The organism is Bacillus sp. FJAT-45037, from assembly GCF_002797325.1.
GTDB lineage: Bacteria > Bacillota > Bacilli > Bacillales > Bacillaceae_D > Alkalihalophilus.
Genome location: NZ_KZ454938.1, coordinates 2,772,462 through 2,791,974, shown reverse-complemented (window position 1 = coordinate 2,791,974; position 19,513 = coordinate 2,772,462). Strand labels below are relative to the sequence as shown.

General features: G+C 42.6%; 16 protein-coding genes. 9 read left to right on the top strand and 7 right to left on the bottom strand.

Features of this window, described 5'->3' with window-relative positions:
* Window positions 1-48 precede the first annotated feature (48 nt).
* Window positions 49-294: a DNA primase gene (locus CDZ88_RS14125; RefSeq protein ID WP_100374154.1), complete on the top strand. Its 246-nt coding sequence runs from the start codon at window positions 49-51 to the stop codon at window positions 292-294.
* Between the two features lie 69 nt (window positions 295-363).
* Here CDZ88_RS14125 and CDZ88_RS14120 read toward each other — a convergent pair whose 3' ends face one another.
* Window positions 364-531 (bottom strand): aspartyl-phosphate phosphatase Spo0E family protein, encoded by a 168-nt coding sequence (locus tag CDZ88_RS14120; protein WP_100374153.1) that lies wholly within the window; start codon window positions 529-531, stop codon window positions 364-366.
* A gap of 190 nt (window positions 532-721) precedes the next feature.
* Between CDZ88_RS14120 and CDZ88_RS14115 the strand changes: the two genes are divergently transcribed.
* Window positions 722-1,093 carry a hypothetical protein gene (locus tag CDZ88_RS14115; RefSeq protein ID WP_100374152.1) on the top strand — a complete coding sequence of 124 codons (372 nt, stop codon included), beginning with the start codon at window positions 722-724 and terminating at the stop codon, window positions 1,091-1,093.
* 526 nt (window positions 1,094-1,619) lie between these two features.
* Here CDZ88_RS14115 and hmpA read toward each other — a convergent pair.
* On the bottom strand, window positions 1,620-2,858 hold the full coding sequence (gene hmpA / locus CDZ88_RS14110; protein WP_100374151.1) for an NO-inducible flavohemoprotein: 1,239 nt from the start codon (window positions 2,856-2,858) through the stop codon (window positions 1,620-1,622).
* 116 nt (window positions 2,859-2,974) lie between these two features.
* Here hmpA and CDZ88_RS14105 point away from each other — a divergent pair, with 116 nt between their 5' ends.
* The 3 genes from CDZ88_RS14105 (at window position 2,975) to CDZ88_RS17665 (ending at window position 9,185) form a co-directional block, all read left to right on the top strand.
* Complete coding sequence (locus CDZ88_RS14105; protein ID WP_100374150.1) at window positions 2,975-3,676, top strand: Crp/Fnr family transcriptional regulator; 702 nt, start codon at window positions 2,975-2,977, stop codon at window positions 3,674-3,676.
* 203 nt (window positions 3,677-3,879) lie between these two features.
* A complete protein-coding gene (locus tag CDZ88_RS14100; RefSeq protein ID WP_100374149.1) occupies window positions 3,880-4,878 on the top strand; it encodes a nuclease-related domain-containing protein in 999 nt (332 codons plus the stop codon).
* A 461-nt stretch (window positions 4,879-5,339) separates the two neighbouring features.
* On the top strand, window positions 5,340-9,185 hold the full coding sequence (locus CDZ88_RS17665) for a DUF6359 domain-containing protein (RefSeq protein ID WP_232718652.1): 3,846 nt from the start codon (window positions 5,340-5,342) through the stop codon (window positions 9,183-9,185).
* Between the two features lie 325 nt (window positions 9,186-9,510).
* On the opposite strand, the gene CDZ88_RS14085 is transcribed toward CDZ88_RS17665, so the two are convergent.
* Both CDZ88_RS14085 and CDZ88_RS14080 read right to left on the bottom strand, forming a co-directional pair.
* A complete protein-coding gene (locus CDZ88_RS14085) occupies window positions 9,511-10,572 on the bottom strand; it encodes an SDR family oxidoreductase (RefSeq protein ID WP_100374148.1) in 1,062 nt (353 codons plus the stop codon).
* Between the two features lie 30 nt (window positions 10,573-10,602).
* Window positions 10,603-11,400, bottom strand: coding sequence for an alpha/beta fold hydrolase (locus CDZ88_RS14080; protein ID WP_100374147.1), 798 nt, complete (start codon window positions 11,398-11,400; stop codon window positions 10,603-10,605).
* A gap of 156 nt (window positions 11,401-11,556) precedes the next feature.
* Here CDZ88_RS14080 and CDZ88_RS14075 point away from each other — a divergent pair, with 156 nt between their 5' ends.
* Together CDZ88_RS14075 and CDZ88_RS14070 are read left to right on the top strand one after the other, a co-directional pair.
* Window positions 11,557-11,766, top strand: a complete 210-nt coding sequence (locus CDZ88_RS14075; protein ID WP_100374146.1) for a heavy-metal-associated domain-containing protein — start codon at window positions 11,557-11,559, stop codon at window positions 11,764-11,766.
* 391 nt (window positions 11,767-12,157) lie between these two features.
* Window positions 12,158-13,333, top strand: a complete 1,176-nt coding sequence (locus CDZ88_RS14070; RefSeq protein WP_100374145.1) for a C40 family peptidase — start codon at window positions 12,158-12,160, stop codon at window positions 13,331-13,333.
* A gap of 44 nt (window positions 13,334-13,377) precedes the next feature.
* On the opposite strand, the gene CDZ88_RS14065 is transcribed toward CDZ88_RS14070, so the two are convergent.
* The 3 genes from CDZ88_RS14065 to CDZ88_RS14055 form a co-directional block, all read right to left on the bottom strand.
* Entirely contained in the window at window positions 13,378-14,484 is a 1,107-nt protein-coding gene (locus CDZ88_RS14065; RefSeq protein WP_442857127.1) for a S8 family peptidase, read from the bottom strand.
* Window positions 14,485-14,557: 73 nt separating this feature from the next.
* A complete protein-coding gene (locus CDZ88_RS14060) occupies window positions 14,558-15,658 on the bottom strand; it encodes a S8 family peptidase (RefSeq protein WP_100374143.1) in 1,101 nt (366 codons plus the stop codon).
* Between the two features lie 183 nt (window positions 15,659-15,841).
* A complete protein-coding gene (locus tag CDZ88_RS14055) occupies window positions 15,842-16,723 on the bottom strand; it encodes a helix-turn-helix domain-containing protein (RefSeq protein ID WP_100374142.1) in 882 nt (293 codons plus the stop codon).
* Window positions 16,724-17,308: 585 nt separating this feature from the next.
* On the opposite strand from CDZ88_RS14055, the gene galU reads away from it, so the two are divergent.
* Together galU and CDZ88_RS14045 are read left to right on the top strand one after the other, a co-directional pair.
* Window positions 17,309-18,196 (top strand): UTP--glucose-1-phosphate uridylyltransferase GalU, encoded by an 888-nt coding sequence (gene galU / locus CDZ88_RS14050; protein ID WP_100374141.1) that lies wholly within the window; start codon window positions 17,309-17,311, stop codon window positions 18,194-18,196.
* Window positions 18,193-19,503: a UDP-glucose dehydrogenase family protein gene (locus CDZ88_RS14045; RefSeq protein WP_100374140.1), complete on the top strand. Its 1,311-nt coding sequence runs from the start codon at window positions 18,193-18,195 to the stop codon at window positions 19,501-19,503. Before galU ends, CDZ88_RS14045 begins: the two co-directional genes overlap by 4 nt.
* Window positions 19,504-19,513: the final 10 nt, after the last annotated feature.

The following is a 19,513-nucleotide window of genomic DNA, read 5'->3' as shown; positions in this document are numbered from 1 at the left end:
CACAAACCAATTTAAGTTAGTCATATAAATAACTAGGGGGTACTATCAATGAAAAAGTTTATGATGACAACAGCAGCAGCTGTATTATCTTTAAGTGTATTAGCAGCATGTGGAGAGCCTGCAGACGAGCCAATGGAAGGTGAGCCAGTAGAAGATCCAGCAATGGATGAAGCTCCAGTAGAAGAAGAGCCAGCAATGGACGATGACATGTATGAAGACGACATGGAAGAAGAGCCAGCAATGGACGATGACATGGATGAAGAAATGGACATGGAAGAAGAAGACGCTGAATAATTTTTTATTATTCAATGTTAATTCTTAAATAAAAAATAACCCTCTCGCCTTTTAGGTGAGGGGGTTATTTTAATGTACTGACGTACGTTTCTTTAGTTGTTGATACATCGCAATGAGGGAATCGAGCTCTTCGCTACACGAAAGCACTTTTTTAGATTCAATTCCAAATTGTAGGGCTGATGTATACATTTCTTGACGTTTTTCTTCTATTTCTAGTAATAAATGGTCTTTTTTCATATATATCACCCTAACTAATTTTAGTAGTTATTACCTATTCTAAAGGAAACTCCTAATTAAATCCATATTTATTAGGATTTATTTATATATCTTTTGATAGTTACAAACAATCCGATTTAACTTTTCCCTCTAACGTAACAAGAAAATGTATAGTAAAATAGAAAGAGCAATCACAGGAGGTCGTTTAGACATGAAGAAATTATGGATAGCAATCGTTGCAGGAGGCTTGATTCTAGCAGGCTGTTCTGATTCTGAAACTGAAGAAATAGCTACGGAAGAAGAGCCAAGAGTCGAGGAAGTAGATAGCACGGAGTATGTTGAGCACGGCACATCAATGACAGCAGGGATTGAGCAAGAAGAAGGCGTGCGCGGGGCACAGGTATTTATCGACGGTGATACGGCTGTCGGTTCATTGATGGTAGAAGAATCTGTCGAAGAAGACAGAATCGAGCAGTTGGCAGAGAAATTTGCTGAGGAAATAAAGGCCACTCACGAAGAAAAAATCGTCAATATTCAAGTTGTACAAGGGGATCAATTAAAGCTTGATCTTACAGTAGAATAGAATTCATCCTAGGAATGAGAACGAACGTTTGGTATTCATTTGAAAATGTGACAAAAATATAAACAATATCACTTTTTCTAACAAAAAAGAGCAATATTTCTTATTTTTTTTGCAGGAAAAAAGTAGGTATTGTCGAATAGGATATTGCTTTAATATTCACGGATGACCAACTCCTTGGTAATCCCACTCTTTTTCCTTCCTCACCTCGACCGATTAGAACCCAATCTGTTGCGTGATCAACAGATTGCCGACTTATGTCCTGAATGAACTGGAGAAAAGATTTTTTTCAACAGACTTCAGTCATACCCTCCCATCCTCGAGTCGGCGAGGTACATTTACAAGAAGAAGACACCAAGTTAGTTTGGTGTCTTCTTTTTGTTAGAGATGTCTAGAGGTGAGTTATTTCCATATATTTGCTGCATTTGCGCGGAAATGGCGTTGATTCGCGCGAAAAGAGGAGAGTCTCGCGCGGAAACCGAATCATTTTGCGCGATTTCTTACCTTATATGCGCGGAAACGCCTCTCATCAAGATTTCGTCGTAATTTCATCCTCTAATTCGGCTGTCAAATTACCTGCGGGGCCGAAAAACTCATAATAGATACGCTCCGCTTCAACACCGAGCTTTTTTAGATACTGATTAATCACTTTCATGAAAGGAACAGGTCCACAGAAATAATAGTCAGCGTCAGAATCGATATTTTCCAACACGTCACGCAGCCAATCAAGCTCAATTAGCCCATCATAATGAAACGCACCAAGGTTGATGTCAGCTTTTGTCGGCTCCGCGTAACAAAAATAATTACGAACATGAGCAGAAGTTGCTGCGATTTCCTCGACGTCTTTTCTAAATGCTTGCACTGAACCGTTTTGCGCGGCATGAATGAAGATCACCTCACGTTCAGGTTGCTCTCGTACAATCGTCTTAAGCATGCTCATCATCGGTGTGACGCCAACCCCTCCGCTAATGAGCACAACTGGCTCGGTTTGCGTCGTATCTAGCACAAAGTCTCCAGCTGGGGCGCTCACTTCTACTTTGTCACCGACTTTATATTGGTCATGAAGTTGATTGGAAACAACCCCATCTACTTCGCGTTTAACACTAATCCGGTAGTAATCATTTCCCGGGGCATCAGATAAGCTGTATTGACGAAGATGCGTGTGTTCATGGCCTTCAGGTTGTATTTTAATCGTAATATATTGGCCGGCTTGGTAATCGGCGATCGTTCCTCCGTCCCAAGGTTGTAAATAAAACGAGGTAATGACATCACTCTCCCTCACTTTTTTTGCTACGACAAATTCTTTAAAGTCAGACCAACCGCCAACTTGTGAGGCCGCTTCTTTATACATTTCATTCTCGACACCGATACACACATCAGCGATCACGCCGTACGCCTCACCCCATGCTTGTAAAATCTCATCGGTTGCCGCCTCTCCAAGCACCTCTTTAATCGCCTCAAGCAACGTCTCGCCGACAATCGGATAATGCTCCGGCTTCACGCCTAAACTGCGATGTTTATGACCGATTTGCTTGACGACAGGTAGTATGGACTCGAGCTGATCAATATGCACCGCAGCAGCGAGAATCGAGTTTGCTAATGCCGTTTGCTGGCGACCTTTCTTTTGATTTGCATGGTTAAACATATTTAACAACTCAGGGTGCTTCTCAAACAACCTCTGATAAAAACGACTCGTGATCGTCACACCGTGAACTTCCAATACCGGAACAGTAGACTTTATAATGGAAATGGTTTCTTTTGATAACATAAAACTCTCCCCTTTGCCTATGTGATTTATACACTTATTAGTATAAAGAGGGGAAGAATTTAGGGGTGTGATCTACATCACTAATGATGTGACTAATTTATGAAGGAGGAATTCGCATGTTGAATCCAGCGACCATCAAAGAACTGTTAACTCATTTTCCTTTATTTAAAAAGATTGATGAGCAGGCGCTAAATCAAATCGTTGAGATATCGATCAATCGCCAGTGGACAAAAAATAATCATATTTTCATGCAAGGCGAGCCGATCGAGAACGTTTATTTCATTTATAGTGGCCGCATCAAGATTTATAAGATGGATCACCGCGGACGCGAGCAAATTGTGGCGATTTTAAAAGAGGGTGAGATGTTTCCTCATGTTGGGTTCTTCCGAAAAGGTTCATACCCCGCCTACTCACAAGCGCTCGAGCAAGCGGAACTAGTTGTGATTCCGATTCGAGGATTTGAGCAAGTGTTACGAAACAACCCAGAGTTATGCATCCAAGTGTTCAACGTATTAGGCGCAAAAATTGTCGACCTCCAAGACCGTCTCGAAGCACAAATCGTCAATAATACGTACGAACAAATTATTAAGTTACTCATCCGCTTAGGAGATACAAACGGTCGCGAGCTGCCGAGCGGCGTCACGATGATCCTATCTGCCTACACGAATCAGCAGCTAGCAAAAATGATCGGAACAACGCGCGAAACGATAAATCGTACACTCACTAAGCTCCGAAAAGAACAGTTGTTGAAAGACTGTGAAGACGGTCGGCTCGGTTTTGTGCGAGGAGATTTAGAGAGTCGGTTGTATGGGGAGTAGAGAAGGTTGGGATTGATTTTCCATTATTTTACTGCATTTGCGCGAAAATGACGTAGGTTCGCGCGAAAAGAGAAGTATCTCGCGCGGAAACCTAATCATTTCGCTCGAATCGACAAAAAAGTTGCGCGAAAGTGAACAGGAGCGAAGGAAAATCGACGAACAATCTCGAATGATGACTTGAAAACCGATGTAAGGAGGACCTTATGATCGCTAAACCACGAACGTACCCCGTCACGATCTCAAAATTAGAAGCTATGATGCGCAGAATCTCTTCGCATCATACGAAAAGAACGCAGATTGAAGCAGATGTAGCTAAACGAAAGGCCGGATACAAAGGAGAAGTGGCTCTTGACTACCATTTAAGCTTTTTGCCGAAAAAGGAGTACACCATTCTTCATGATCTCAGGCTCAAAAGTGGGGAGTACTTTTTTCAAATCGACACGCTCATCCTCACACCAACCTACATCCTGCTGGTTGAAGTAAAGAATCTGTTTGGCACTCTAACGTTTGAGCCGGAATTTCAACAGTTGATCCGCCAGACCGCTGATGCGGAGGACATTTTCCCCGACCCGATTACTCAAGTAAAGCACCAAGCGAAACAACTCCGCACCTTTCTCGCGCAGCACAACTATCCCGAAGTCCCAATTGAGACACTGGTCGTCGTCGCCAATTCCTCAAGCCGCATTACTTTCTCAGAGTCCGCTCGCCACATTCGCACCTTTATCACACGCGACACCAACCTCACAAACCGGATCGAGCACTTCACCAAAACCCACCGTACCCCTCTGTTATGCCAGAAAACAATTCGGAAATTAACCCGTCTCCTCACCAAAAAACATACGCCAGCCTCCTTTGATCCATTTGACTATTATCAACTTACAGAGAGTGATTTGATTAAAGGTGTGCACTGCCCATCTTGCCACGCCATCCCTATGACCCGACTTCATGGAAAATGGGTCTGTTCCCACTGTTATTACCGTTCGCGAAGCGCTCATCTCGAGAGCCTCATTGACTATGCCCACCTCATTCAAACGATGATCACAAACAAAGCAACTCGACATTTTTTACAAATAGACAAAGATTTAGCACGGAGAATACTGAAAAACCTTCATGTAGACAATAAAGGATACGGAAAACGAACGACATATGAACTAGATGTTGATCAATTAGCAGAAATGATACAAAAATTAGACGAAAGATGACCTCGATTCTAAGAAGAAGAATCGTTACCGCGCGAAATGGTGGTGTTTTCGCGCGAATACGTTGCGGTTCCGCGCGAATCTATCATACTTTCGCGCAAACTAGCTCGGTTTCCGCGCAAACGCAGCAAAAAAATGGTAACTAAAACAAATTCAGTCACTTCTCGCAAGTAACTACTATAGTCCTGTTTAGTAAAACTTCATACGAAAAATCCATTCGACATAAACTGATATTCATCTACACTCTCTTAATTAAGACTATAGTCACGCGCCGATAGATAGATTAAAAATTGTAAATATTCATATTAACAATCTATTAACCAAACTTTTACATTCAATTTAGTAAAAAAAACTAATTTTACTGCTAAGATTACAAGGTAGAAATAAGTCAGTTGAAATTCAGGAGGTGAGGTTGCTTCGACCGTTTGGCGCGTGCTGTAACATACTATTAGGAGGTTAAAACGTTGAATTTTAAATTTACTATATTAAAGAAAAGCATCATTCTCTTCTTAAGTGTTCTCATTATCACTTCTTCTTTTGCCCCTGGTCTTATTAGTGTTTCTGCTGAATCTAGCAACAATGAGCTAGAGCTTAGCATCCTCTACACGAATGATATTCACTCTTCGTATCAAGGGTTCGGAAAGGCTTCTGCTTACATAAAAAGTGAGAGAGCAAAAGTCGATCGTTCTTTGTATTTAGACGCAGGAGACATTTTTAGCGGCGATCCTGTTGTTGACTTACAATACGGCAAACCACTAATCGAAGTATTGAATTTAGTTGGTGTTGATGCGATGGTTATTGGTAACCATGAGTTTGACTACGGTCAAGCAGCATTCGCACAACGTATGGAAGAGTCAAACTTTCCGTGGCTTGCGGCGAATATGAAAGTGGTCGACTCCACGATTCCTATTCAACAAACAGCACCTTACCAAATCTTTGAGCTTGATGGCGTAAAAGTGGGTGTGCTTGCGATCACAGAAGCACCACCTTCTACATCTCCTACAGGTATCGTAGGGTTAGAATTTGAAAGTGACTATGCAAAAGTTGCTCGTGAGTACAAAGACATTTTAGAAGAAAAATCAGATGTTGTTATTGCCCTCACACATATCGGTCACCCGGCTGCTCAACAATTGGCACGAGATGTCGATTATTTTGACCTGATTATTGGTGCACATACTCATACAACGTTAATTACACCTGATGTTGTCAACGGTACTCCGATCGTTCAAGCAGGAGCGAACCTTGATAACGTCGGAAAAGTACACATGACATTAGATCCAGATTCAAAACAAGTAACCAATGTAAATGGCTCTTTGCAACGAGTATCACAATTAACAGACATTGACCAAGAAGTACAAGATGTCATCGATTACTATGAAGATAAAATGCAATGGCTAAATAATGAAATTGGCTTTACTCAAACAGGTCTAACTCGTAATGGCCGCTATAACCAAGATGCTCCCCTAGGGAACTTCTGGACAGATGCCATTCGTGATTACACGAACGCCGATGCTGCGATCACAAATAATGGTGGTATCCGTGATAACATTGCGACCGGCCCCATTACTAAACGCGACATTTATACGGTTGAACCATTCGCAAATGAAATTATGATCTTTGAAATGACAGGTCATGAAATCAAAGAAGTTTTAACACATTCCTACAACCGACGAAACCAAATCGATCTACAAATCTCTGGCATTCACTATGAGATTGTTACAAATCTAACGAACCATTTAGTAGAAATGAATTTAACACATCCTGATGGAACACCTCTTGATTTAGATCAAACATTTAAACTAGCTGTACCGGATTACATCGGAACAGGTGGCGGTGGCTATCGTTTTAATACGGAAGATGCGGTAGAGCTTGAAGCCGAAAGTTCACTAATGACGGATGCAATGATCGAGTTTGCTAAAAAGCTTACAGCAAACGGTCAAGACATTGATTATCGCACTGAAGGGCGCATCCAGATCAGCGTCGATCCTACTGCTCCAGCTGCAGGTGACGTGATTGGATCAACAGAACGTGGTTTATACTCAGCAAATAAAGAGTTAGCTGATGTAGGTATTGGAAATCTTTATACAGATGCAATTCGCACGAAGACAGACAGTGATATCGCATTATTGAACGGATCATCTGTGGGTGGACAAATTCCTGCTGGATCAATCACAGATAAGCAAATTGAAGCACTTGATCAGTTTGATAATCAAGTAGTGAAGGTAGAAACAACAGGAGCGAGAATTAAAGAAGTGATTCTTTCTCAATCGAACCATCACGGAATGGTTGATCTCCAAGCATCAGGTATCGAATACACGTTATACCCGAAAAGTAGTGGCGGGTTTGACGATGCAACGATTTTACTAGCAGACGGTTCAGAACTAGACCCGGCTCAAACGTATACGGTGGCTTACAATGATTTCATGCACGGACGTGGATTCTATAATTTAGGCGACCGTGTCATTGATACATCTGCAACATCGGTATGGAAAGCAACGATTGAATACATCCAAAATCAAGATAGCCCGGTCGACTACAACGAAGGCGATCGTATCCGTATTGACGGAGTTGAGATTCCAGATACGAACGATAACACGATCACAGTCGGACAAGCTATTGCTAATAATACCGGAACAAAAGAGGTGCGCGGATACATCGTCGGTTCGATCAATTCAAATCAAGTAATCCAAGGCGAAGACGGACATGCTCCATCTAACTTGTTACTTGCAGATCACCCAGAAGAAACAGATCGTGCCAAGATGCTACCAGTCCAACTAGGTAACGGTACAGCTGTTCGAAACGGACTTAATCTTGTGAACAACCCTGATAACTTAGGAACATTTGTAACGATCACAGGAAGCTTAGAAACATATTTCCAAACACCAGGAATGCAAGCACCAACTGCATACGCGTATGCAGATCCTGCTAACTACCCAGATCCGTCTGAGGTGGAAGTGACAGATCCAGAAGTGTTAGAACTTAGCATCGCAGAAGTACGCACAGCTGATAAAGACGCACTTGTCGAAACACAAGGCATTGTGACGTCAACACCAGGCGCATGGGGCCAAAAAGGCTTCTATCTTCAAGATGACACAGCTGGTATCTATGTTTTCCAAAACACATATGACGTAGAAATGGGCGACGAAGTTAAGATTAAAGGAACACTTGGCGACTTTAATGGAGAACTTCAAGTAACCAATCTATCAAACCTTGAAAAAATAGGAACAACAGACGTGCCAGCTGCTAAAGTGGTCACAACCAATCAAGTAGGTCCTGAAAACGAAGGTCAACTGATCCAGTTACAAGGAGTAACGATTGAAAACATTAGAGAACAAAACTTTGGAACGGTCGAATTCGATGCAGTCAAAGACGGAGAAAAAGTAGTTGTACGAATCGATAATCGCACAGGCGTTACGTATGACACATTTGTATTCAATGAAGGCGATGTTGTGACAGTCACAGGTGCTTCCAGCCAATTCAGAGGAACACCACAACTGAAACCTCGTTTTGTAGATGATGTTGTCGAGTTTGATGAAGAGGTACACGTGCCAAAAGATTATTTAACGGTTGCTGAAGCGATCGCGAATAATGAAGGAACTGCAACAGTACGCGGATTTATAGTAGGAACAATGACGGGTAACTTTGAAGGGAATTTTGTAGCGACAAATCTGATGCTAGCAGATGACCCGAATGAGCGCGAAATGAGCAAAGTGCTTCCTGTCCAACTTCCAAATAACGCGATCCGCACAGCACTAAATCTAGCGGACAATCCAGAAAATCTCGGTAAGCAAATAGAGGTTACTGGAGATCTAACAACGTACTTTACACGATCAGGATTACAACGACCAACCGGTTTCGAGTTCATTATTAGTGAAGAGCAACCGGAACCAGTCGAACCGGTAGATCCAGTAGACCCAGAACCAACACCAGATCCAGAACCAATCGAACCAGTAGATCCAGAACCAACACCAGAACCAGAAGAGGAATTTCACACAATAGCCGACGCAATTGCAGCTAAAGGTGAGTTCACATTCAAAGGCTATGTTGTCGGAAATGTACGTTCACGTAATCATGTAGCTATTGGTAAAGGCTTCTACAATGACCATAACCTGCTTGTGGCCGATTCGCCGGATGAAACAGACCGTAGCAAGATGATTCTTGTCGACCTAAAAGGAAAAGAGCGTTCGTCATACGGACTGATCTCTAATCCGAGTCATTTAGGACAAGAAATTATCGTTACAGGCAATCGTGATAAGCAACATCACAGTTTCGAAGCCGCAAGACATCTAAGCGAAATAAAAATGAAGTGAAAAACAGCTCAAACAGCTGAATAACTTCAAAAACAAGCTAGAAGTTCAACTTTTAAAAAGAAGAGCCGTCCTTCCCCGCACCGATGCGAGAGGAAGAACGGCTTTTTTTAGTTGATTTGACTTGTTCAATCGTTACCGCGCGAATTGGTCATGTTTTCGCGCAAATAAGTTACTGTTCCGCGCAAATCGATCACACTTTCGCGCGAACTGACTCGATTTCCGCGCAAATGCAGCAAAAAACTGGAAATTCAAATGACCGTACCGACCCCACGTCCAGCAATCCCACACAAAAAACCCTCCACACAACATATGCGGAGGACACTCTTCATCTAACTGGCTGCTTCATATATACATTCATGATCATTTGCACCGTCTCAGCTGACATTGCTAAATGCTTAACCGATGAACCGGCGATCAACGCCTGCGTATTTTTATCTTCAAATTGAATCGCACCTGATAAGTAGACGTTAAATACGTCGACCATAGTATTTAATCGCGTTTCAATCGGAGACAAGTGGTAGTCGGTCGCATCATCGACGACCGATAAATTGTCGAATTTCAATGCGCTTTTCAACATATTGAGAAGGTCGATATTTTTCGGTGCGACAGGGTTGGTCACATTATAAATTTTCCCCGCTTCGGCTCTCGTTGCCGCTAAGCTTAAGATATCAGCCACATAATCAACAGGGACTAGATTCGACGTTCCTTCTTTATTCGCTACAAGTCGATACGTCCCAACTCGTCCGTCTTCGCTCCGATTGATTTTGCGCTGGAAAATTTCGAGCGCGCGCATGAACCCGTACAATGTAAACATTGAATCGGCCTCACCGGTTTTGGAGTCACCAACGATGATCGATGGGCGTAAAATCGAAACATCCATCTGATCGGCATACGAGAAGACGAGGTGTTCTGACTTTACTTTGCTTTCCTCATACGGATTGTTGTACGAAGCCTGAGGATCATACAACTCTTCAACACCAACCGAGCGCTTGCCGACTGTGTATGCCGTACTAACATAAAGAAACTTTTTCGCGCCAGTTTGTTGTGCAAGATTTAGGGCATGCTTTGTGCCGTCATAATTGATCGCAAATAAATCATCGCGCAAATCCAGATCAAATTTCACCAAAGCAGCCAAGTGATAAAACACATCAACGACTCCAGTGAGCTTCGATACATCCGCCTGAGACAATCCACAATCCACCTTGGTAATATCACCAACTAGCAAATGAATGCTTTCTTGTTCCTCTTTTGAAAAGGTCGCCTTTAATTGCTCGCCCTTCTCGAGATCACGAACTAAAACATACAGCGTATTTGGCTGTTGATGGACGAGGTTTTTAATCAAACGACCACCAAGAAAGCCTGTCGAACCGGTTAAGAATATATTCATAGTCGTATCACTCCATCTTCTTGCTGCTTTTTATGAAATCTTTCTGATTCTTTCGACTTGCTCAAGTAGGAAATTCACTGACACTTCATTAAAATTACGAGATCTTTCTATATTACATAGGTGACCGCATTTCTCAAACGTCACCATTTGGGCATTAGGGTCGCTTTCGATATCTTCTTTTAAAGCCTCGATGAAAAAGTGATCCTCACTCCCAGACACATAAAGCTTTTTTACGTGTGCCGCATAGTCTTGCACATATTCGTAAGCCATTTCAACTTTCTGAACGGCATTGTAGTACCCCATGAAATTTTTACGTTTCATCTTTACGGCTTCACGAATGAAAATGTCACGTGATTTTTTATGATTTTCCTTAGGCATCATGATCTGAGCAAATAGCTTATAGATCCATAAGTGAGGCGTAAATGGTTTAATTAGTTTGCCTATATTCAAGAGTATTTTTGCAGAAAAAGTAAATTTTGTTACACATCCTGCCATCACCGTGCTTTTTACACGCTCAGGCGCTTGCTGCATCAGTTGATGAATAATAATCGTTCCAAGAGACACTCCAACAAAATGAGCTTTCTTTATGCCAATCTTGTCCAATGTTTTTTCGACTTCATCTGTTACAAGCTTCCAAGTAAAAGCCTCATCATAAGCATCGATGTCAGGCGATTCGCCGTGGCCAGGTAACTCAATCGTGATCACGTTAAAGTGTTCCATATATGATTTCATTTGTAAACGGAAGATCTTCGAAGTCCCACCAAAACCGTGAACCAACACAACATCCTCCAAATTACGATCTCGTTGATGAATAGTATAATCTAACAATGCACGTACACCGCCTTTTTAAACATCTCTTTATTATAGATGGCATTTCATATCAACATTTAGAGTAGTTGTGACACTTTATAGAAGATTTATTTCTTGGATATACTAAGAATTAATGCAGGAATTACTGGCAATACAACGGTGAGGAGGTCCAACATGAGCGAGCTAACGATTCAAATTGAAAAAATGAGTTGCGGCAATTGCCTTGAAACGGTAAAGACGGCCTTAGAGGAATTGGACGGTGTCATCCACGCTGACGTCCATTTGAATGACAAAACCGCAACCGTTGAATATGATCCAGCAAAAGTGGATAAAAATAAGATGGCCATAGCCGTTGAGGATAAAGGTTACGTCGTTTTAGGTTAAAATTTGGCCCTGGAGCAGCTGCTTCGGGGCTTTTTCGTGCCAAAAAAGAGGCTTTCGCGCAAACTTGATACACTTCCGCGCGAAACGCACAGACTTCCGCGCGAAAATTCCCATTATTCGCGCAAATACACCCGAATATTAGAAAATACTTCACTTAACACGCTATTCCCTCTTCCTCCTAAGTATAAACTCCCATATTCTTCATGTTTTTAGTCCTATCTTTGATTACAGTTTTGTAACATTCCGTCGAAACGTGGAAAAGTTTGCTACTATAAGTGAGCAAATCTCAAAAACAATCTAGTAATCTATTGAGATCTATAAAGCTATGTAAAACTGAGAAACGATCATATAATACAAAACTTACGGAAACGATACAGGAGGAAGACATAGAATGAAAAAAGTAATTATGACTTCAGTTGTTGCAGCAGGACTTTTCCTTGCAGCACCACAATGGACAGAGGCAGCATTAGGGGATCAAACGTTACGTGTAGGAATGAACCACGGAGATGTGATTGAACTACAAGAGGCACTTCAATCAAAAGGATACTTTACGTTTGATCGCGCAACAGGTTACTACGGCTCGATCACAGAAGAAGCGGTTCGTAAGTTCCAAGCAGCACACGGATTAACAGTAGACGGGATTGCGGGTCCACAAACATTTGCAGCGATGCAAGCAAGCGGTGGACAAGCAACAGCTGCGCCCGTACAAGCTTCATCGACACTACGCACAGGATCAAGAGGAAGTGCAGTCACATCGCTCCAACAGCAACTGCGTACGCATGGACATTTCAGCTCTACAGTCGATGGTGTGTTTGGTCCGTTAACAGCGAGTGCGGTTCGTAGCTTCCAATCTGCGAGAGGCTTAACGGCAGACGGAATTGCCGGCCCACAAACATTCGCAGCCCTTGCAAATGGGTCAACAACAACAGCATCAAGCGCAGCGCCAACATCAACAACATTACGTGAAGGCATGCAAAGTGCTGAAGTGAAAACAATGCAAGATCGTTTACGCCAACTAGGCTATTTCACAAGCAACTCAACAGGATACTATGGAGCGATCACAACGGAATCAGTACGTCGTTTCCAAGCGGTCAATGGCTTACAAGTTGACGGAATTGCTGGTGCTCAGACGCTTCTTCAGATGAACGGATCTAGCGCGAAATCTTCGGATCAAGGAGAGCAAACGATCAGCTCGTCATCAACAAGTGGACTAGCTTCAAGTCTTGTTGCAAGTGCAAACCGCTACATCGGCACACCGTATCGTTACGGTGGAACAACAACAGCTGGTTTTGACTGCAGCGGCTTTATCCAACGTGTATTCAGCGACAACGGCATCTCCGTTCCACGCACGGTTGCCCAACAATGGAGCTCAGGCACAACGGTAGGTGCACCAAGCGTTGGAGATATCGTCTTCTTCGCAACAGTTAGCGGAGGCCCATCTCATAACGGGATCTACATCGGAAACAATCAATTCATCCACAGTGGCTCATCAACAGGTGTTGCAGTCACAAGCATGAGCAACAGCTACTGGGGTGCACGATATTTAGGCGCGAAACGAATTCATTAAAAAAGAGGCGACCACCCAATTTTTGGGCGTCGCCTTTTCTTTTTTTAATATTGAATTGCGTCGACTGTCTGAACTAAGCCGTATCCGAACTGTCTACTGTTACCTAAATCCTTTGCAGAAAGTCGAAGAAGTTCTCGCACTTCTACATTTGATAAGGTTGGTTTAGCCTCTAAAATTTGTGCTGCAACTCCAGCAACGTGAGGGGAGGCCATAGATGTTCCATTATAAGCAGCATATCTGTTATTTGGAGTTGTGCTTAAAATGTTTGCACCTGGGGCCGCCAATTCAACTGCTGGTCCTGTACTAGAAAAAGTCGGACGATTATTGTTTTGATCAACAGCTGCTACGGCGATGACGGAATCGTATTTTGCAGGGTAGCCGACGGTGTCGTTATTGCCACCTCGGTTCCCTTCATTACCTGCCGCCGCAACGACTAGAAGACCTTCTGCATATGCAAGATCACAAAACTCTTTTAAAATTGCAGAGCTTTGAGAGCCACCTAAGCTCATATTTACAATATCCATGTCGTTTTGAATTGCCCACTCAATGCCTGCTGCAATCCCAGCATACGAGCCACTTCCGCTATTATTTAATACTTTTACCGCATAAAGATCGGCTTGATGAGCCACACCAAGAACGCCTAAGTCGTTATTGATCGCTGCTACCGTTCCAGCAACATGCGTACCATGACCATCTTCGTCATAAAAAGGGTCAAGGTTAGCCGCATCAGTAAATACAGAATGCCCGCCTTTTACATTTGCCGCTAAATCTTCATGAGTATTGTCAATCCCCGTGTCTAAAATCGCTACTTTCACACCATTCCCTGTAAAACCTAAGTCATGTCCTGCTGTTCCTTGCACATGAGGTACACCCCATGGAACAGCTTGTCCATAAGCGGATACTTCGGCATTTTCCTCGACAAACTTAATCTGAGGGTGATTTTTGAGAGCCGTAGCTTGATTTGTCGTTAAATTCAGCTGTACCACATCAAGTAGATCATACTCATGAATAATATCCTGATCTTGAACACCAAAGGCTTTAAATAATCCTTTGTTTGCAGGACCATCGAACATTACGAGGTAGTCCGAACGTTGCTCTTTCCCGTTCCCGTCGTAAGCAAAGGCGATCGACGGAATTAAGATGAGAGCCATGATTAACCAAGAGACAACTATTCTTTTCAATGTAACTCACTCCTCTTCTATAAAAGTAGATTACTAGACTTGATTAATAAGCCGCTCTAGATGCGTCGACAAGACCGTTTCCAAAGTAATACGCGTTGCCAAGAGGAGTCGTTGTGTCATTTAATCGTTGTCTGATTTGAGCATTCGTTGCCCAAGGGTACTCACTCTTCACAAGAGCAGCAGCACCAGCGACGTGTGGGCTAGCCATCGATGTTCCGTTTAGAGACACATAACCATTTGATAAATGCGTACTTTGTACGTTGACGCCTGGAGCGACAATTTCTTGTTCATTTCCGAAAGTGGAGAATGAAGCTAGACGATTGCGTGAATCAACCGCGCCTACAGCCATGACCGTGTTGTAGCGAGCTGGGAATTGAATGCCAGCTGTTCCTGTGTTCCCAGAAGCAGCGACTAGTAAAACGCCAAGATTGTACGCATTATCGACAGCTTGCTTTAGCGTATTCGAACCCGTAGGCCCACCTAAACTCATGTTCACAATGTCCATCCCATTGCTAATCGACCACTCAATGCCTTGAGCGATACTCGCGTGAGAACCACCACCGTTACGATCTAACACTTTGACCGCATAAATACTTGAAGAAGGAGCCACACCAAGCACACCATAACTATTGTTTAACGCCGCAACTGTACCAGCAACATGCGTACCGTGCCCATTTAAATCTTGATAAGATGGTTCAGAGCCAATAAAGCTTGCCCCACCAGAAATTTGTAAGTCAGGATGATTCGCGACACCTGTATCAAGGATAGCTACTTTCACGCCGCCCCCACGATTGCCCCAGCTATGAACAGTCGGAGCTTTAATATGAGTGATTCCCCATGGTACCGTTTGAGTAGCAGTTACCTCTTCATTCTTTTCAACAAATGCGATATTCGGATTGTTTTCAAGAGCTTTAGCCGCTCGCTCAGGAATTTTCACTTGAAGCACAGGCATGTATGTAAACTCATGAACCACTTCTCCGCCTGCTTGATTGACCTCATCTTTATTCGCTTTTTCATGGAACCCAATCAAATACTCAACGCGCTCCACACCTTTACCATTCGCACTCACTGATAAAGTAGAGAACACAAACACAACCGCCAACACAAGACCAAGCAACAAACCAGTAACCTTCATACCCTTCATATAACAACCCCCTCGAATATAGTAGTACTACACTCACATTGTAGGATTAATAGACAGAATATTCTAACCTTGAAAATGGACAAGCTTACACAATAAAGAAGATAACGAACCATCAATCGTTCGTTACCTTCTTTATTTACATAGTGATATTAACTTGTTCATATACAATATTTAACTATAGTATTAAGAGGTCCTTACATAGGCGATTTCTTCTTCTAAACTATTTATCAGAACAGGTATAGGGTTTAATTGATAGATTTGCCATGCATGATGTAATAACTTTAAACTAGTTGCTTTTTGTGTTCGGTCATGACGAAACAACGTGCATCCTTTTAAGTAAAATAGATTCCCTAGTAAATAAAGATGCTCTTCTTCTATGCAAATATTTAAAGCTTTGTCTGCATAAGAAAGGGATTCCTTGTAGTTTTGTCTATCAAAAGCATTGCGGCTAGCATTATAAAGAACACGGATGAGCAATCGTTTGTTTTTAAAGTTTGGGAATGAGCCGATTTTACGAAAAATGTGTTCGTAGATGGCAGCGGCTTGTCCAAGATCGTTTATCTTACTGAAGACAATGGCTTTAGAAGCTAATATATCTACTTCTATTTCAGTTAATGTATGGTTAGTACCGGGTCTCACTTGTAATGCTTTATCTAAAAAAGAAAGAGCTTTTTCACTATCCTTTTCTAAATGATAGATACAGATGCCTTCTCTCCAAAGTAAGTACTGTTGAAGGTGCGACTCTCGAAATAGTGGATTTTTCTTTTCGAGTTGAACGATTTTCATGATTTCATGATAGTCATGGGAATGAATGAGTTTGTTAATCGTTAGCTTCACTTCTTGAACATAGTTGATCCCGTTACGAGATATGTCATCAAAAAAATAATTTAGATCGACACCGAGTCGCAAAGCTAATTGATGGAGTAATGGAGCAGTTGGAATGGTCGTACTGCGTTCTATTCTACTGATTAGCCCTTGAGTACAAATGTTTTTACACAGATCTTTTTGAGACATCTTTAAATGTTCCCTTAAGTCTTTAATACGTTCACCTATTGAATAATCCATCAATCAACCCTCCAAAAAAATGAGATGTATTCATATGTTCATACTTTTGTATGGAAATGAGACTTTTAACCTAGTAATCATGATGAGACTACCACAGAATCTCTATTTCAAGTAATGCATGGATCTATATAATATGCTATAAATAATTTAAACGCAAAAGGAGGTAGAATATTTTGAAAAAAATTATTATATGTGGATTGGTCTTAACTTTTCTACTCGCTACACCAGTTTCAGCATATTCTAGTGATGTTTTTACACCGAATGGCCCCCCTGAATACGTACACGGATAAGCATTCAATAAGAAATCCTCTTTTCTAAGAGGATTTTTTATTTTTTTCAGTTAGAAATAGGAGAGAGGAGGCACTTCCGCGCGAAATCTCCTCGTTTCCGCGCAAATTAAACAAGCTTCCGCGCATAAAGTACCGGTTTCCGCGCGAATCGACCACATTTTCGCGCAAACGCTTCAATAATTTGGAAATACCATCCCCTCCCTTTACAAAATCTCAACGAATACTTACATTTAATCTTGATATAATCAGATTGAAAGTACCATTAAAAAATAGATGTTGACCAGGAGGCGTGTGGATGAAAGTTCGTAAAGCGATTATTCCAGCAGCAGGTCTAGGTACACGATTTTTGCCAGCAACGAAAGCTCAGCCGAAAGAAATGCTCCCGATTGTTGATAAGCCGACGATTCAATTTATTGTTGAAGAAGCCGTTGCATCAGGAATTGAAGACATTATTATTGTCACCGGACGTGGCAAACGCGCGATTGAGGATCACTTTGATAAGTCGTATGAGCTTGAAGAAACGTTAGCGAAACGAGAAAAGTGGGACGTATTAGAGCAGATTCAACAGATCTCTAAGCTCTCCAACATCCATTACATAAGACAAAAAGAGCCACTAGGACTCGGGCATGCTGTTCTGTGTGCAAAAAGCTTCATTGGAGATGAGCCGTTTGCTGTGTTGCTTGGTGACGACATTGTACGTAGTGACAAACCATGTCTTGGTCAATTAATGAATATCTATGAACGATACCCATGTTCGGTTCTTGGCGTGCAAAAAGTGGCCCAAGAAGAAGTCTCAAAATACGGGATTATTGAGCCGACAACGACAGCACTGGAGCCCGGCTTGTACCCTCTCCATGATCTTGTAGAAAAGCCGCCAGTCTATGACGCACCCTCTCGATTTGCGATCCAAGGTCGGTATATCCTAAGGCCCGAAATTTTCCCGATCTTAGAGCAAATCAAACCCGGTTCAGGAGGAGAGATCCAGCTAACCGATGCGATCCGAGAGTTAAACAAACATCAAGCCGTTCTTGCTTACGAGTTTAGCGGGAAGAGGTACGATGTCGGTGATAAGTTAGGGTATTTAAAAGCAACGATTGATTTTGCTCTTGAACGTGAGGATTTGCGCGAGGACTTATTGGCATACATTGATTCTGTTACGAGAGAGGGTGCTGTGAGAGGATGAACATCACGGTGGTTGGTACAGGGTATGTTGGTCTTGTGACAGGTATTGCATTCGCAGAAGTTGGCCATGAGGTCATTTGTCTTGATGTAGATGAAATAAAGGTAGCAAAGCTACGCCAAGGGAACACGCCCATCTATGAGCCAGGCCTTGAAAGCTATCTAATTCGCAACATCGAAGCGAATCGTTTGGCCTTTACGACCGTTCCTACACAAGCTTTCGCCGAAGCGGATGTCATCTTCATCGCTGTTGGGACACCAGAGCGGAAGGACGGTTCAGCCGATCTCTCTTATATAGAAGCCGCATGCCGCACCGTAGCAGAAGAAATTCGCCACTCGACCGTTGTAGTAATCAAAAGCACGGTGCCCGTTGGAACAAATGAATGTCTCGAAACGATGATGAATACCATATCTCTACACTCGATCCATGTCGTCTCTGTACCAGAATTCCTAAGAGAAGGTCAAGCGTTATCCGATACGTTTCAAGCCGACCGAATCGTTATCGGTGCACAAGATGCCCACTCCTCTGAACTAGTCAGATCGATCTACGAACCATTTGAACGACCGATTTTTCTCACCGACCGCCGTAGTGCTGAACTTATCAAATATGGAGCCAATGCTTTTCTAGCAACAAAAATAAGTTTCATAAATGAGATTGCTAACTTATGTGATGAATTAGGGGCAAATGTCGACGATGTCGCGAGTGGAATGGGGATGGATCAGCGAATTGGTCGCTCTTTTCTCCGCGCCGGCATCGGATACGGTGGATCTTGCTTTCCAAAAGATACAAAAGCCCTCGTCCAAATTGCAGGAGACGTGACGCATGATTTTAAACTATTAAAATCAGTCATTGAAGTGAACAACACCCAGCGCCATCGTCTCGTCGCCATGGCCAAAGCTCATTTCGGTTCACTCATTGGTCTGCGCGTTGCGGTATTAGGCCTCTCCTTTAAACCAAATACCGATGATATGCGAGAAGCAGCCTCTCTTGTCATTATTGATGAATTACTAGAATCGGGTGCTCATGTCGTCGCCTACGACCCTGTCGCCCAATCACAAGCAAAACGTATTTTGTCGCCGACCGTAGAATACGCTAACTCTGTTACAGAAGCGATCGACCAAGCCGATGCCTGCTTGCTCGTGACCGAATGGGACGAAATCGTCGATACACCCGTAGACGTCTACTGCAAGCTGATGAAAAACCCTGTCCTATTCGACGGGCGCAATTGTTACTCGTTAGATGAGGTCAAACAATCGACACTAACCTATTATTCGATCGGTAGAAATGACATCATCCATGCCTATACATGAAGAAATGATC